General features: G+C 36.2%; 9 protein-coding genes. 4 read left to right on the top strand and 5 right to left on the bottom strand.

Annotation, left to right across the window (positions count from 1 at the left end; translation table 11 throughout):
• Positions 1-102: 102 nt before the first annotated feature.
• Together IWB64_RS14145 and IWB64_RS14140 are read right to left on the bottom strand one after the other, a co-directional pair.
• Positions 103-3,609 carry a BamA/TamA family outer membrane protein gene (locus tag IWB64_RS14145; RefSeq protein WP_194534609.1) on the bottom strand — a complete coding sequence of 1,169 codons (3,507 nt, stop codon included), beginning with the start codon at positions 3,607-3,609 and terminating at the stop codon, positions 103-105.
• A gap of 34 nt (positions 3,610-3,643) precedes the next feature.
• Positions 3,644-4,312 carry a Crp/Fnr family transcriptional regulator gene (locus IWB64_RS14140; protein ID WP_194534608.1) on the bottom strand — a complete coding sequence of 223 codons (669 nt, stop codon included), beginning with the start codon at positions 4,310-4,312 and terminating at the stop codon, positions 3,644-3,646.
• Positions 4,313-4,641: 329 nt separating this feature from the next.
• Here IWB64_RS14140 and IWB64_RS14135 point away from each other — a divergent pair, with 329 nt between their 5' ends.
• A complete protein-coding gene (locus IWB64_RS14135; protein ID WP_394370092.1) occupies positions 4,642-5,115 on the top strand; it encodes a nucleoside deaminase in 474 nt (157 codons plus the stop codon).
• A 149-nt stretch (positions 5,116-5,264) separates the two neighbouring features.
• On the opposite strand, the gene IWB64_RS20445 is transcribed toward IWB64_RS14135, so the two are convergent.
• Positions 5,265-8,219, bottom strand: a complete 2,955-nt coding sequence (locus IWB64_RS20445; protein ID WP_226975902.1) for a DUF5060 domain-containing protein — start codon at positions 8,217-8,219, stop codon at positions 5,265-5,267.
• Positions 8,220-8,671: 452 nt separating this feature from the next.
• Here IWB64_RS20445 and IWB64_RS14125 point away from each other — a divergent pair, with 452 nt between their 5' ends.
• The 3 genes from IWB64_RS14125 to IWB64_RS14115 are packed head-to-tail and all read left to right on the top strand — an operon-like array spanning position 8,672 to position 11,189.
• The gene (locus tag IWB64_RS14125) at positions 8,672-9,652 is read left to right on the top strand and encodes an FAD:protein FMN transferase (RefSeq protein ID WP_226975901.1); all 981 of its coding nucleotides are present in this window, start codon (positions 8,672-8,674) and stop codon (positions 9,650-9,652) included.
• Entirely contained in the window at positions 9,649-9,861 is a 213-nt protein-coding gene (locus IWB64_RS14120) for a DUF4266 domain-containing protein (protein ID WP_155596817.1), read from the top strand. The genes IWB64_RS14125 and IWB64_RS14120 overlap by 4 nt, the downstream gene beginning before the upstream one ends.
• A 53-nt stretch (positions 9,862-9,914) precedes the next feature.
• On the top strand, positions 9,915-11,189 hold the full coding sequence (locus IWB64_RS14115) for a DUF3570 domain-containing protein (RefSeq protein WP_226975900.1): 1,275 nt from the start codon (positions 9,915-9,917) through the stop codon (positions 11,187-11,189).
• 65 nt (positions 11,190-11,254) lie between these two features.
• Here the strand turns inward: IWB64_RS14115 and IWB64_RS14110 are convergent, their stop codons facing one another.
• Complete coding sequence (locus IWB64_RS14110) at positions 11,255-11,953, bottom strand: 4'-phosphopantetheinyl transferase family protein (RefSeq protein WP_194534605.1); 699 nt, start codon at positions 11,951-11,953, stop codon at positions 11,255-11,257.
• Positions 11,954-11,963: 10 nt separating this feature from the next.
• Positions 11,964-15,992 carry a non-ribosomal peptide synthetase gene (locus IWB64_RS14105; RefSeq protein WP_194534604.1) on the bottom strand — a complete coding sequence of 1,343 codons (4,029 nt, stop codon included), beginning with the start codon at positions 15,990-15,992 and terminating at the stop codon, positions 11,964-11,966.
• Between the last annotated feature and the right edge of the window lie 20 nt (positions 15,993-16,012).

Here is a 16,012-nt window from a genome sequence, read left to right as displayed (position 1 = left end):
TTGTCTGATATTCCTAATGCTTCTTCAAAACTAAATTTTGTAACTTTTTTCTTACTTTTTATAAACGTAAGAACTAGTGAAATATTTCTTGGAACGCGTCTACTAAAAAGCGAAGCCTAATGTAAAAACTACTCTGCCACCGTCCGCGCTACTAAAATAACCTAAGTTAGTAGTAAAGGCTTCGGCTCCTATAAGCCATAGCGAACCCCCAATGGAATTATGCCATGTATTAGAGGTATCATTTTCGGTCCAAACCCTACCATAGTCAAAACTACCTGTAACGCCAAATCTAAATGGAACAAGGCTTGTTCGTACTCCTCCTAATGGAAACCTAAGGTCTGTATTCTGATAAAAGGATTGTTTTCCTGTAAAGCGTTCATTTCTAAAACCCCTTAAACTTTTATTGCCCCCTATAGTTGCAGCATGATAAAATTCAAAGTCATCACCTATAAGGACCTCTCCCCCTAGCTCTGTTGCCAAAACAATTCTACCGTTTTTTATTAACTTATGATTTACTGCTAAATGGGGCTGTAGATAGGCAAAACTATTTTCCGCCTCTGTATTATCAATATTGGTTTTATAGCCTAATGTCAATCCAGCATCTAGACCTAAGGTAGGAAAAGCGCTGCTGTTTTTATTTTCAAAATTATAAGCGGCCTCTATTCCTCCGTAAGTTTGTCTATCAAAAACTGTACTGTTTACAGGCAATTGCGATACAAACCTATCTTGAATATTTTCAACATTAAAAGATTCTATCAACGGTTTAAAATAAAAGGAGCCACCACTAATTCTTTCCCATTTTAATGCCAATCCAGCTTTAAACTTCCGAATTCTAACTCGGTTAAAATCTAAGTCTACCTCATCATTATCGTATTCCGTATCATTTCCAAAACCGAAAAAGTTTTCTGAAAAATTAGGACTGGTGTACAAACCTTCTATGCCAAAATTCCAGTTGTGGAATATGTTTGAAAACTCTCCGTCATAAGACAAATCATAACCCGAAGTACTGGTGTAAAAAGCTGCATGAATACTATGTTTATAAGTGAAAGGATTACGTTGTAAACTATACGAAGTGTGGTTACTTACTACTCCAATTTTGAGTCCATCGTCTGGATTTACCGCTATTATTGGAAGTAACTGATTAAAATTATATTTCACTTTTTTATGGTCGTAATTATTTAAACCATAATCATTTACCAACCATTTTTTAGATTGTTTATTTACTATGGTATTCTCTTTGTCTTTATAATCGTATAGTTTTACTTTTCTAATATTTTTAAAATCATAGGTGTCATTCTTTTTTCCACCAACAATTTTAATTTTAATAGGGTGATCTCCCTCTCCTTCTACCGTGAACGTATCTTTTCCATCTAAACCAAAAAGCCATATTTCTTTGGTAATATCTTTTGAGTACGTATGGTTTAAAATACCTAAATCCTTCCGGTCTATTTTTAAAGATGTTTTTCCATTGGGTAACCTAGTTATGGTAAAATCATCGGCTTTTTGAGTACCCGTAACTACCTGGAATTTGTTGAGATATAAGTAATACGCTTTAGCGATTTTCATTAGATTATCCCGCCTGCCTTGCAACTTCACTTTAATATCTTCTATTACTGGCCCCTTAACTTCTTCTGGAATAGTTTGGAAAGCTTTTTCTATATCAGCATTGGTAAGTTGGTTTTGAATATGGCTAGTTTGTTTTTCCCATTCTTCCCAACCTGATGCATGTATCAATGTCAGATCTAAATGATAAGGAGATGAAGCAAACCATTTTACACTTCTCAGCTCCTCGTCATAAGTTTGCATTTTACGCAAACCTGGTATAAGTCGGGTTAGGGTACTGATTAGTGTACCGTCATATTTAGAAAATGCTTGATCACGATCTCTTGGAATAGGACTACAGTATTCTGTGCCATCGTCATTTTTGTAAAGTGCCCAACGCCATTGATCTTCATGACGATCCCAATCTCCCAAGAGCATATCAAACAACCTAGCTCTTATATAGGAAGGCTCGTCTACAACTGATTTTCCTGATTTGTTTATTTCCTGCAAAACATCGGCCGTACTCAATATATTCACAGGTTTTCCAAAACTCTCGGATTCTATTTGTGTATCCCCAACGTGTTCTTCAATCATATAAAGTTCATCGCCAAAATCATCATTGTAATTCCCTAATACTTGCTGTTTTGGTATGTAATACAATATCGGGTTGGTATGGTTCACTCCAACTTTAGTAGAAAGGCTACCTATTGCAAAAGGAGTATATGGATTAGAAGTTGTATAAAAATCCGCCAAGAACTTATCTACCACCGTACCGTCTAAAACATCGCCAACGTAAGTTTCTTGAAAAGCGTTGGCCTGTAGAAATTTGATGGTACTCTTTTTTAGAGCACGCATAACATATTGCTTACCTGTTTTATCTACTAATCGTAAAGATTTTGATTGCTGCCCACCTCCACGTTTTACCGGAGTTAACCCTCCCATTAAAGTATCTAATAAAACTACGGGTGCATTCACCTCCTTACCATAAAAGTCCCGGTAATGCTCTCCCCAAAGTGCTTTGTAAAATCCACTTTTTGTAGCTGCTTTTTTAGTGTAGATAGAAGCCAATTGCGTACGAGTATAATTTTTCTTAAACGTATACGATTCTGTGTGGTCCGCATCTCCTTTTAAGACTGTAGTTTTGAACACTTCTTTAGTAGTTCCATTTTCAAATGTTTGATAGTGTGCAATTACCTCACCACCTGTAGTAATATCTAAACGAACATACCCGTTTTTCTTCAACGAAAAATCTCCTTCTTCCCCGTTTCTTACAGCTTCCAAATTTCCTGCCGCACCACTATTAATTTGAGGTACACTCCCTTTTATATATTGTAGATTTTTTCCTTGTCCCGACAAGAAAATTACGTTCTCTGCTCCCCTTGCCGTTGTTTTTAATCTGTTTCTGAGTGTTCTATATTGCTTATTCTGGAAATCTTGACTAGAAAACCCTCCAACATTTTTGAAAAGACCTTGTTTGTTATTGGTTTCTATGGGGTGATACATGGCTACAAGTATAATTTTCCCTTGTGCCTTTTTTATTCTGTTCTCAAATTCCAAAAAGAATAAGGTTCTATTCTGAATTTCTGAATCTTCATTAATATAAACATGATTGTCCCAATCTTCTAAAAACCATTGAGAATCTACCGTAATCAACTCAACATTTTCACCCAAATCATGATGCTTGATGGGTTCTGCATCATCTGGGGAAAATTTGGCTTTACTTTTTTTCTGTATATACTTTTCAATATCAGAAACACCCTTGTTGCCATTTGCCCACTCCTTATTTCCAGATATAAAAATGACATCATTACCCAGATTTGACAAGACCGATACCTGTTTGTTGATAGAATTTTCTATTTCGGTTTTAGGAGCAGCATTTCCTATTATTAGTACAGTAGGTTTCTTGACTAATTTTTTTTCTTTTGAAATGGCTGAGAGAACTTCAGTATCTGTAGTATCCCATGTGTTGCCAGTAACAAAAATGGACTGTTCTATTTCTTGAGAAGAAACGTTAGTTGCGAATAAAGCTAAAAAGAATATTAGAAGAAAATGGGCGACCTTTTTCATTATAGTTGGTTTATGTATTGTGTTTATGTTTAAGCTACTTATCTAGCACTTTTGAATATGAAATAAATTTTGAATCATAATCTATGATATGATTTTTTCGCATTGTGCTTAATACGTTATTTACCGTCTGCCTAGAGGTGTTGGTTAAATTGGATATGTCTTTATGGGAAAGAAGATTCTTTGCCACAACCCTATCATTTTCTATTTCACCGAATTCTTCTATAAAAGCTTTTATAAATTCAGAGATTCTAGTTTTACTGTCTTTATAAAGTAGGTCTTGGAGTCTTGTCTCTAATTTTCTAATACGTAGACCATAGATTTTTAACAAGGCATTGTTTAGAGACTTATGTTGTTCCATCAAATCTTCCATCATATCAGATTCGATATAACAAATTACTACGTCTTCTAGAGCTAAGGCAACTTCTTTAGATGAGCCGTTTTTATCATAAATGGATAGTTCACCAAAAATATTTCCCTTTTTAACAACATACTTAACTATATCATTATCAGAGTCCATTATTTTAACGGAACCATTTTTTAAAAAGAAAATGCATTTTCTATCCCTTTCCCCTATCTTAATGATACTGCCTTTGTTTACGTACTCCATATCTAAATGATCACAGAGTTTCATCATGGTAGGCATCCCTAATTTTTTAAAAAGACTGAATCCTTCTAAAAACCAATATTTAGTAATTGCTTTCAAATTCTAATTTTAACAAAAACCAATATTACTGATTATCAACAACATGCAGAGACTATAAAAATACCAGAGTTACTTTACGCGACAGTTGAGGAGAATTCAATGTGCTACAAATACAAAAAGTAACCTAATAAGTAATTCTCATAAATCATTCTAAAATTGGTCGGTTTTAACATTCAGTCGGATTAAAAATCAAATCTTTCAAGTTTAATTTTAAAATCCTCAAAAAAGGCGTTGCTTATTCTTAAAAAATCCTATGTAGAATTGCACATAAAAGATGTAATTTTGCACCCCATTTACTCAATACATATTATTAGAAATTTATAAATATGATGAAAGAACATGAAGTTTTTATGCGCCGCGCTATTGAAATGGCCGCAAAAGGAATGAACTCAAATGCAGGTGGCCCTTTTGGTGCCGTAGTTGTAAAAGATGGTGAAATAATTGCCGAAGGCCATAATAAAGTTACCTCTACGAACGACCCAACTGCCCATGCAGAAATGGTAGTGATTAGGGATGCCTGTAAAAAACTAAATGATTTTCAACTTACGGACTGCATTATTTACACCTCTTGTGAGCCTTGCCCTATGTGCTTTGGTGCCATTTATTGGGCAAGACCAAAAGCAGTGTATTACGGTTGCGATAAAGCAGATGCAAAAGCGATTGATTTTGACGACCAATTTATTTATGACGAATTAGAAGTGGGCATGCAAGATAGACAGATTCACTTCAAACAAATGTTACAAGAAGAAGCTGTTGAAGTTTTTAATAACTGGGCATCAAAACATGATAAGACCAAGTATTAAACTATAAGAATAAACTATTCTTATGAGTATAAATTTGTAAAGCTGTTACTGATTAACTCTTTTGAGCTAAAAAAAACGTGATAGTATAATTATTCCTATCACGTTAGTTTTAAAGAGGAATGCAATTCTCTGCACTCTTAGTTTAATGGTTATTTTGCTCTTCTAATTAAAATAGCCCAGTCTTGTTGCTTTTTATCTGGAGACTTCCCTAAATCTACAATTGCCCCACCAGATACTTTTTTGACTTTAGATTTTCTTAGGTCTCCTCCTTTTTTGGGATTGAACCATAATACTTCAAAATCTCCGGTAGCATTAGATAAATCTAATTTAGATGTTGGAACTGAATTAAGATACACTACATATACTTCGTTTTCTTTTGCCAAACAGTACACGGTATTTTTATTCTCCTTATTGCCAACAAGGTCATTTCTGTTTTCAGTTTCCCAAAACGGAATATCATTGTTTTTTAAGAAGTCCATTGCATGTACGGCTTGGTCCCAAAACAGGTCTCTTGAACGGTAATCTTCACAAGAAAGGTCTGAATGAGGATGTGCATATCCAAAATACCATTCATTACCCCATCCGCCTGCCATGAACGTACCCCATAAGGCATTTCTACGCGCATTATCGTGATCAGGATTTTCTTCATCGGTAATTAACGAATGCTGAGCATCACCCGGCTCATCAACTGCAACGGCCCATTGAAAATCAGCTTCTTTAGAAGCATTCAACCAACGCAATACTTGTCCATGCACTCGACTAAAATCTTCTTTATTTGTCTGAACCGATGGTCCTGTAAGTCCACTTTCAGGTCCTAACAAATCCTCAAACTCAACACCATTATGGATAACCAAATGATGGTGATACGGGTCATTCTTTTTAAAGTACGTTGTCATTGCCAAACGCTGCTCCTCTTCTTGTGGAGGTGTTGTTGGATTAGTTACCCATTCCCCATTTTCTTCGCAAAGATTCCAGTTCAAGGCTAAATGGTGCCCAAAACGCGCCATTAGTTCACGGTAGTATAATTTGGTATATGCACCTACCCCACCATTATCTAAAAGCCCTTGATTTTCTACTTCAAACATTTTAAAGTGAAGGAAAAGACCGAGTTCCTGAGCATGTTCGAATATAATTTCCCATTGGTCCATTTTTGAAACATCTATTCTATCATAAGTATCATAGTCCGTATACGGAAATACATTCTGATCATCACCTGCAATATTATTGGTCAAGAATGAAACCGAGTTCAGTCCTTTTGAAGCCAAATAATTTAAGGCACCAATAATGGCCTTACCCTTACCGTTTTTCCAAGTAGGGTCATTTTGCTTATAATCTTGTAAATGAGCTGACCAGGTTTTGACCATCTCATCTTTATGCCCATCGTCCTTAAAAGTACCGTCTAAATCTACGTACGAAAGAAAATTTTCTGGAGCATCAGGACCTTGTTTTAAGAAATACTCACCTGTTTCGGCAAATTTCAAGTAACGCTCACCAACATATTGCAGCCTTCCTTTAGCTCTAAAATCGTTTCCGGTCTTATCTGTTTTATCTATACTGAATGAGCCAGAAGCACCATCCATATAACCTGCGCTTAAACCTGTATCAGGTTTTGTACTTACTGCCGAATAATTTCCTTTTCTAAAGTCAACATCATACGTCCACTCTCCTATTTCATCTGGAGCAAAATGTACACGCCACTTATTTCCTTGCTCAGAAGATGACTGTCCGGCATCACCATCTGCTGCATAGTAACCTGGCACCATAAATGATTTACCACTTTGTTTATGCGAAAATGTCACATTAAAGCGATAGTTCATAAACGGGTTGTAATCCGCTTCCTCAGAAGTGCTTGGGCCATCAAAAGTTAGCGTTACTTTATGCCATTTTTTTAGTTCTCCTGTAATTTGCATATTAGTCAGAGCCGCCATTTTATACTGTAACTCTTCTAACAATTTTTTACCCGTTCCTGCTTCAACAACTACCAAACCACTCCATCGGGCGCGGCTAAACTCTTTACCATCCCTGCTCTTTGGAACTGCCTTTACCCCTATTTCATCATTTGCATTCAGCTTAATATTAGCGTATACTTTTACATACTCTAAGCCTTCCTCAAACATGTTACTGCTTAATGGGGTTCTAAAATCCTTAAAGGTTTCAGCATTCTTTTTTAACGTGTATACAGAACGACCATCGTTTTCACCAACAGTAAATAGTACCACATCATATTCGCCTTCTGCCCCATCAAAAGAAAGGGAAGCTTCTGCCTCCTCATGTTCTTCTGGGTTTATAGCCAGCCATTTTCTATCGTTATAAAAAGCATTCTTCGTGTTCTTAAATGTTTGTGCTGGGTAAATTTTAGCACTTGGTCTTACTTCTTTAACCATAGCTAATAAATCTTGATTACCATCGGTAGCAATTTCATTTGTATTCTCAGGATGATAGCTTGTATCCTTAGTAAATATAAATTGGTCCATTTCAAAACCATCCTCACGCATACTAAATTGAATATCATGCTCACCAGCTTTATCAATATCTATGTAAATAAATCCTGGAACACCACAATGTCTTTCTTCGGTTCGTTGGCTATTCCCCCAGGTCCACGTATCCTTACCGTCGCACCACTGCATACGCTGACCACTTTCTGGCCATGTACCGTCAACACCAACATGAACACCATTATCTTCAGATCCTGTACTATATGAACGAACCCAAACATAGTATCTCCCGGCCTCAGAAAAATTAACTTTATAATGTAAAATGCCCATTTTACCCGCTTCATTGGAGAAATTTTCACCAACTATCAGTTTATCATCATGATTGGTACGTGTATCCGGTAAAATTTCAATGTATTTTTCGCCATTAGCAGCCTTAAAATGTAAGTTTTGATCAAGGCTTTTCATCTTTGCTCCGTAATCTGCGTCTATAACATACCATTTGCGCTTATCCGAATGGGTTTGTTCATAGAAATCCTCAGCTTCCACTACTACTGTACCGTTTTCTTTGGTATTACTTTTGGGTTGATTTGCTTGTGTTTGAAAAAAACTAAACGACAGAGCGATTAAGAAGTGGTTTTTAAAAATAGACTTCCATTTTTGATGTTTCATAGGTGTTCTTTTTCCTGTTTGTTGATGTTGAAATACTAATAACCTTCTTGAGGCAAATCTTGATTTTTTTTGTGATAAACCGTATCTTTATATCTTAATTTTGAAGCTAAACAAATTAGACAATTTCCTTTCTTAAACTAGGAGAAAAAACAAAATTTTAGAAGAGAATTGTTTATTGCGCAAAATTTGCGCTTTATTTTAAAAACCTCATTTATTAGATTCAAAATACATTAAAACATACAATAATAAAGAATAAATTATCAATATAACACATTTATGTTGCGCAAATTTGTGCAAAAATATATTTTTTACTCAATTAATTATGATTTTGACAATGAGATCAATTAGTTCTTTTTGTAAGCTATTTTAAAAGCCTACCAAAAAGGATCCAATGTTTTTATAAGCTTTGCGCTTGTAAACTTTTCAAATCTATTCTTTATAAACCACAGAATTTGAAAAAGTATCTATCTATAGTACTCTTTTTCTTTGCGATAACCGCAGGTGCACAAAACACCTTCACCAAGACTTTAAAGTTAATGGGGAGTCGGTTTGATGTTACCGTAGTAGCAAAAGACTCTACTGAAGGAAACAAAAATATAGATTTGGCAGTAGCCGAAATTTCTAGAATTGAAAACTTAATTTCTTCTTGGAATCCGGAATCACAAACTTCAGAAATTAATATAAATGCCGGTCAAAACCCGGTTAAGGTCTCTCCTGAACTTTATGGCTTAATTGAACGATCCATAAGCCTATCTAAACTTACTGATGGTGCTTTTGATATTAGTTACGCTTCAATGGACAAGATATGGGTATTTGACGGTAGCATGACCCAAATGCCAAGCGACACGTCCATACAAGCTTCTGTAGCTAAGGTTGGTTTTCAAAATATAATCCTAAACCCAAAAAACAGTTCCGTTTTTCTAAAGAAAAAAGGAATGAAAATAGGTTTTGGAGGTATAGGAAAAGGATATGCCGCAGATAAGGCCAAAGTCCTTTTAATGGAAAAAGGAGTGACAGCAGGGATTATAAACGCTTCTGGAGACATGAACACCTGGGGCAAGCAACCCAATGGCGAACCTTGGAAAGTTGCCATAACCAACCCATTGGACAAGCATAAAGTTTTTGCTTTGCTCCCAATTCTGCAAGGAGCTGTAGTAACTTCTGGTGATTACGAAAAATTCGTGAACTTAAATGGTAAACGATACGCTCACATTATAGACCCAAGAACAGGGTTGCCATCAACAGGTATCGTTAGTGTTACCGTTTTTGCTCCTAAAGCAGAATTGGCAGATGCTTTAGCAACTTCAGTTTTTGTAATGGGCAAAGAGGTTGGCTTAAACAGAGTTAACCAAATGCCACATATTGAATGTATCATTATTGATGACAAAGGAAACATATTCACATCCAAGAATATAGAAATAGAAAAACTATGATTAAAAAGTTTTTAGTGTTAATAGGATTGACCTGCGCTATGAATAGCTGCGTTGTGGTCAAAGAGTATGACAAGGTAAACCTCAGCGACCCTGATATGGCTTTGTCCGACAAAAAGTGCGACCGTAATGTTACCATCGCTCATTCTTATCGCGAGGCAGCAGTTGGTGCCAATGGAGGAAAAACGGGAGGCGGTTGCGGCTGTAATTAAGTTAAGTGATAACACATAGAGGAATTATGATTTCAATTAAAAATACACTTCTCATGATCTTAATACTAGGCGTGCAGCAAGCCTGGTCACAGGATGAAGAGCAGACCTACAAAAAACGTGTGCTTGAAACTACAGAAGTAAATTTCTTGACAAGTTATTACTCACAGGATGGTGATAACGCTGCTGTTACCGGCGGAAAAGGTACGGAAGAATTGACGGATGTTACAGGAACCATTATCGTTTCTATTCCTTTGAACGATGATGATGTACTAATGATAGATGCAGGCGTTTCTGCTTATACCTCTGCTTCTTCAAGTAATGTAGACCCTTTTGATAAGGGCGAAGCGGACCCATTTGTTGCAAGCTCCGGTGCATCACAATCAGATACCTGGGTGAATTTAACGGGAACCTACAGTCACAGTTCCGATGATAGAAATGACCTATGGTCAGCGAAGTTCTCTGTGTCTTCAGAATATGATTATTTTTCCTTGGGTTTTGGAGGTAGCTATACAAAACTCTTCAATGAAAAAAACACGGAAATCAGCGTTAACGGTAATGTTTATTTGGACAATTGGACCACTATATATCCTTTTGAGCTTCGACCATTTGGAGAGGGTGGAGTCGGTTTTTTTAGACCTGATGAAATCACGGGAAATACCAATTACAATCCTAATTTTTCCGAACTGGATAAAACTAACCGAAACTCTTATTCCCTAGGATTAGGGCTTTCTCAAATACTACATAAAAATGTTCAAGGTTTAATTTCCTTTGATGTTATAAACCAACAAGGGCTACTTTCAACACCGTTTCAACGCGTTTACTTCTCTGATGTTGTCGATTCTTTTATAGATAATTTTCAGCTAGCTGATGATATAGAACAACTACCTGATGGAAGATTGAAATTTGCTGTTGGAGGCCGCTTAAACTGGTATTTGAATGAAATCGTGTCGCTTAGAACGTATTACCGTTATTATTTTGATGACTGGGGCATAAACTCTCATACAGCAAGCCTTGAGGCTTCTGTAAAGTTGAGTGACAAGTTCACCTTATACCCGTCTTACCGGTTTTACAACCAATCTGCTGCCGATTATTTCGCTCCTTATGAATCACATTTATCAACAGAAGAATATTACACTTCGGATTATGATTTATCTAAATATTCAGCCAATCAGTACGGGTTGGGTATCTCTTATACCGATATTTTTACAAAGATGCATATCTCTAAATATGGATTAAAGAGTATAGATTTAAAGTTTTATCAGTATGATCGTGACACTAGTTTTAGCTCGTCAATCATAACGGCAGGCGTGAAATTTGTTATGGACTAAATAGCTCAAAATTATAAACGATTTAATATTTATCAGCTAATTAAAATGAAGCTGGAAGACAAATATCAGTCTAAATCTGCCACACCAAAGTGAGATACTTTGTTTATGGCTGACGATACCGATAAAGCTGAACAATATCCCTCTTGAGGAACAAAGGAGAATAACTTCCAGTCATTCTTTTCGCTGGGATTCCATTGCGTTCTTAAAAGTTCAGGGTTATTGTCATTGATAGAAACTGAAAATGAGGTTAAATCAAAAGAAAGTCCAACTCCTTTTGCTTTTATAAAGGCCTCTTTTCTTGTCCAACAATTAAAAAAAGCTTTCGCTCTTTTCTCTTCAGGAAAAGCTAATACAGAAGAAACCTCATCTTTGGAGAAAAAGCCTTCGGCTATTTTAACTATATCAAAGTTGGTTTTTATACGCTCAACGTCTACTCCCACTTCCCCTTTAGCTACAAATGCCAAAACAATAAGTTCACCGGAATGAGAAACATTAAACCGAAGTAAAGTCTTTAAATCATAGCTTGGCTTTCCAAATTCATTATATGTAAAGCAAACCTGATCATCATGGATATTTAGATAGCGTTCAGATAAAATCCTGAGTAAGCCTCTTGCTAAGATATAGGTCTTTCTGTCTTTTTGGAACTTAAACCTATTTGCTCTTTCGATTTCATCTTGGGAAAGTAATTTTAAATACCGGTCAAGTTCATCAAAATCGTTTGAATTGAAATACCATATATGCGCTTCACTCTCAGGTAATTTCATAGTCCCCAGTTTAGCCTGTTATTCTACTAGATTCAAACTCTTTCATACAAGCATCTATACTACTTGCCGTTTTTTTGACTATTGTAGCATCTTCAAAAAGTTTATCATGACTCCCTTCAACGGGAATAATTACAACCTCTTTATTGGTCATTTTCCTCCATGAAGCTACAACTTTAGTATTAAAATCGGTTGTTGGTTTTTCGGTCAATAAAACCTGAATATCATTTGCTATTGGTTTCCAGTCATATTCTCGGTACAGCTTAATATGGTTGTTATGTAGAATTCTAATAAGCTTTTGGCTACCGCTACTGGTTAGTGTTTTATATTTTTCCTTGAGAGGCAATATAAATTTTGACCTTACAAATCGGTCAACAGTTTTTATAGGGTTGGCCTTTAACCGTTTTAATAGCGCAGATGTTCTAACGTTAGTTTGAGACGGCGCAAACAGACTAAGATAATCTGCCATAGTATCTGCAATGATGAGATTAGCTCTATCATTAGTTTCACTCAATAACCGCGTAACCTCCATACCGATTGCCGTATTATAACAATATGCGATAAAATGATACGGACCTTGAGGTTGTACTTTCTTAATTTCTTTTATAAAATCTATCGCCATCTCATGGACGCTCTTATGCAAAACAAGCTCATCTTCATGACCCGAAGCCTGAAGGGCATAAACCGGACGGTCCGGATTTAAATGGTTGGCAAACTGATTGTAATAAAAGAAGTGTGTACCCCCAGAATGCAAACAAAATAAAGGTGGTTTTGTTCCACTTGAACGAATAGGCACAAGATGCTTGAATTCTGTTTTATCAAAAACTTTCGTTTTCTGTATATTTTTCTCCTCTAAGTAACGTGTGAGCTCTGAAATAGTCTGATGCTCAAATAATTGATTAGGAGATACTACTAAGTTTTCCGCTTTCGCTTTCGAAATCACTTGTATACTTAAAATGGAATCCCCTCCAATGTCGAAAAAATTCTCGTGAACACCTATAGACGGTAAACCAAGAACTTCTATCCAAATAGACGCCATTTTCATTTCTAGTTCCGTGGCCGGAAGTTCAATCGTTGTCTCATCTAATTCTTCCACAGATGGCTGGATTAAGGACAAACGTACTTTATCTACTTTACCATTGGGTAGAATAGGAAACTCGTCTACTTGAATTATTCTAGTAGGCACCATATAATCGGGCAGTTTGGCTTTCAGAGTGCGCTTAAGGTCATCAATCTTAACACCCTCACTCGCTACAACATAAGCTATTAGACGCTTGTTGTCTTCCACCATAGCCACTGCAACGCTTACGGAGTCATATTCGGATATAGTTTTTTCTACTTCATCTAACTCAATTCTAAAGCCACGCACCTTAACTTGATGGTCCACTCTTCCTAGAAATTCAACTGTACCATCATTTCTATACCTACCTAGGTCTCCCGTTTTATAAATTTTCTCATTTGAACCCTTTTTTATAGGGTTGTTTAAAAACACTTTTTCAGTGAGGTCTGTTCTATTGATGTACCCTTTTGATACGCCTGGTCCACCAATATATATTTCTCCTACAGCACCATACGGCACTAGTTTTTTTGATTCATTAAGCACATACACCTCTGCATTGGCAACTGCCTTACCTATTGAAACCATATCAGAATCTTCGGTTTTTTCAATCTTATGAGCTATGCACCAAACTGTAGCCTCCGTAGGACCGTATTCGTTATACAGGCCCGTATCCGGCAAATTTCTAAAATGAAGATTACCAAGGGCTCGCGTACACGCTTCCCCCGCCACAATTACCGTGCTAAGACTTTCTAATTTGCTTAAATTGCCATGCTCAAGAATTACTTTATATAAAGTTGGAAGCATAAGCGTGTGACTAATTTTATGGCTTTGTACCAAGTCCTCTATTCTCGTAATATTTTGTTCAATTCTATTTTCAGTAAGTATAAGATTACCTCCTGTACAAAGCGTCCAATAGATACCTGCTTTGGAACTATCAAACGAAATTGAAGACATTAACAAGAACGCACTGGGATTTTGAGGATAGAAGTCCAGTCTCCCTGCAGTTGAATTGATAATATTCCTATGAGTTATTGGCACTCCTTTAGGTTGTCCAGTACTTCCTGAAGTATAAATTATGTATGCCAAATCATCTTCTCGGACTTCCGGTAAGATGACGTCCATTGTTTTATTAGCTTCCATTTTATCAACCAAAATGATGTTTTTGTTCGTTAAATCAAAAACACTTGCCAAACTGCTATGGGTTACTACAATATTACAATCTGCATCTTCTAAAATGAAATTTAGCCTTTCCATGGGATATTTCGGGTCCATGGGTAAATAAGCGCATCCGGCTTTAAGAATAGCTAACATAGAAACTATCATTTCTATAGACCTATCCATGCAGAGCATAACCACCTCGTTTCGTTTCTTCTTTTTTTGAAGAATAGCGTGTGCGATTATATTTGCGTGCTCATCAAGCTCTTGATAAGTTATAGATGTCTCATTAAAAGTCAATGCTTTATATAGAGGGAACTGACGCGTTACATCAGATATAATGTGATGTATTGCTTTATATGATTTGAAATGATTTTCTTTTTCTGTCGGTACGGGAAGTAAAACCTTTTCTTCCTCAAAAGACATCATTGGCAGATCACCTATGTGTTCATTTGGATTAGCAATTATTCCTTTCAATAACATTTTATAATGCGATAGAAAACGAGAAATAGTAGCCGCTTCAAACAAATCTGTATCATATTCAAAGGCCAAAGAGAGTAGTCCATTGGATTCCGATATGGACAAGGTTAAATCAAACTTAGAAACTTCCGTATCAAATTCAGCTTCATCTATCAGTCTTAAATCAGAGCCAAAAGAAGGTGTTTCTGTTGCCGAATGGTACAAGAACATCACCTGAAAAAATGGACTCACGGCTAGAGATCGTTCTACTTTTAATTCCTTTACTAAAACATCAAAAGGTACTTCCTTATTTGAAAAAGCAGAAAGTGTATTTTTCTTGACGACTTCAATCAAGTCCAAAAAACTACTTCTGTTATCCACCGCACTCCTCAGTACCACCGTATTAATAAAAAAACCAAGCACTTTTTCAAGTGATTTTACATTCCTACTAGCAATAGGCGTTCCCACAAGAATATCTGACTGGCCTGTGTATCTATATAATAAAACATAATATACTGTGAGCAGAAAAACAAATGGCGTAGTACCAAGCTGTTTTGAATTGTTTAAAATGTCCGATGACAGTTTTATATCAAGCGGAAGCGCTTGCTGCTTCCCTCTAAAAGCAGTTCTTGCTGGTCTAGTACTATCCGTTTGAAGATTTAATATGGGTAGATTCCCCGATAGGGTGTTTTTCCAATAATCAAGCTGTTTTTCATCAATTGGCGTAGTTCGTTCCCAATAGGCATAATCCGAAAATTGAATGGTTTCAGCTGAAGATTCCAAAGGACTCCCCGCTATAAGTTTAAGATAAAAATCTGCCAACTGTTGTTTCAGCACATCAATAGACCATTCATCTATTACAATATGATGTAATGTAAAAAACAATACAAATCTTTGGGTTGAATATTTTAATAGCGAAACCCTGACCAGACCGGGCTCAGATAATTCAAACACTCTGGAAGACTGCTTTCGCATTATAGTGTCAGCCTCTTTTTTCGCTTCAATCTCAGTTAAATGACTAAGATCAAACTCAACAAGGTTTGGAATAGTATCATCAACTTTTGAAACTGCACTGCCATGAATAGCAGGGTAATAAGACCTTAAAACCTCGTTAGCCAAGAATAATTGGTTTAGGCTTTTCTTCAGCACCTCAACATTCAAATCTCCTTCAAAAGTAAGCGCTTCAGAATAGTTATAGAAAGGATTGTCCGTATATAGCTGTTGCAAAAACCATATACGCTGTTGGCCGCTAGATAATGGAATTTGAGCATCTGCAGGAGCCTTGGATATCTGTAATAAAGCAGAATCCTTTGCTTCCCGATTTTTCCATCGGTTCAATAATGAATTTTTATCTGTGCTCTTTTCCAAATGCTAGATTCTGTGAGTTA

Origin of the sequence: Zobellia nedashkovskayae (assembly GCF_015330125.1) — a bacterium.
GTDB lineage: Bacteria > Bacteroidota > Bacteroidia > Flavobacteriales > Flavobacteriaceae > Zobellia > Zobellia nedashkovskayae.
Note: the sequence above shows the minus strand (reverse complement) of the source record. Positions and strands in the feature narration are given on the sequence as shown.

Coding starts and splice junctions, on each gene's coding strand:
- IWB64_RS14120 (WP_155596817.1), top strand. CDS start 9,649: ATGATTAAAAAGTTTTTAGTGTTAATAGGATTGACCTGCGCTATGAAT.
- IWB64_RS20445 (WP_226975902.1), bottom strand. CDS start 8,219: ATGAAACATCAAAAATGGAAGTCTATTTTTAAAAACCACTTCTTAATC.
- IWB64_RS14115 (WP_226975900.1), top strand. CDS start 9,915: ATGATCTTAATACTAGGCGTGCAGCAAGCCTGGTCACAGGATGAAGAG.
- IWB64_RS14145 (WP_194534609.1), bottom strand. CDS start 3,609: ATGAAAAAGGTCGCCCATTTTCTTCTAATATTCTTTTTAGCTTTATTC.
- IWB64_RS14110 (WP_194534605.1), bottom strand. CDS start 11,953: ATGAAATTACCTGAGAGTGAAGCGCATATATGGTATTTCAATTCAAAC.
- IWB64_RS14135 (WP_394370092.1), top strand. CDS start 4,642: ATGAAAGAACATGAAGTTTTTATGCGCCGCGCTATTGAAATGGCCGCA.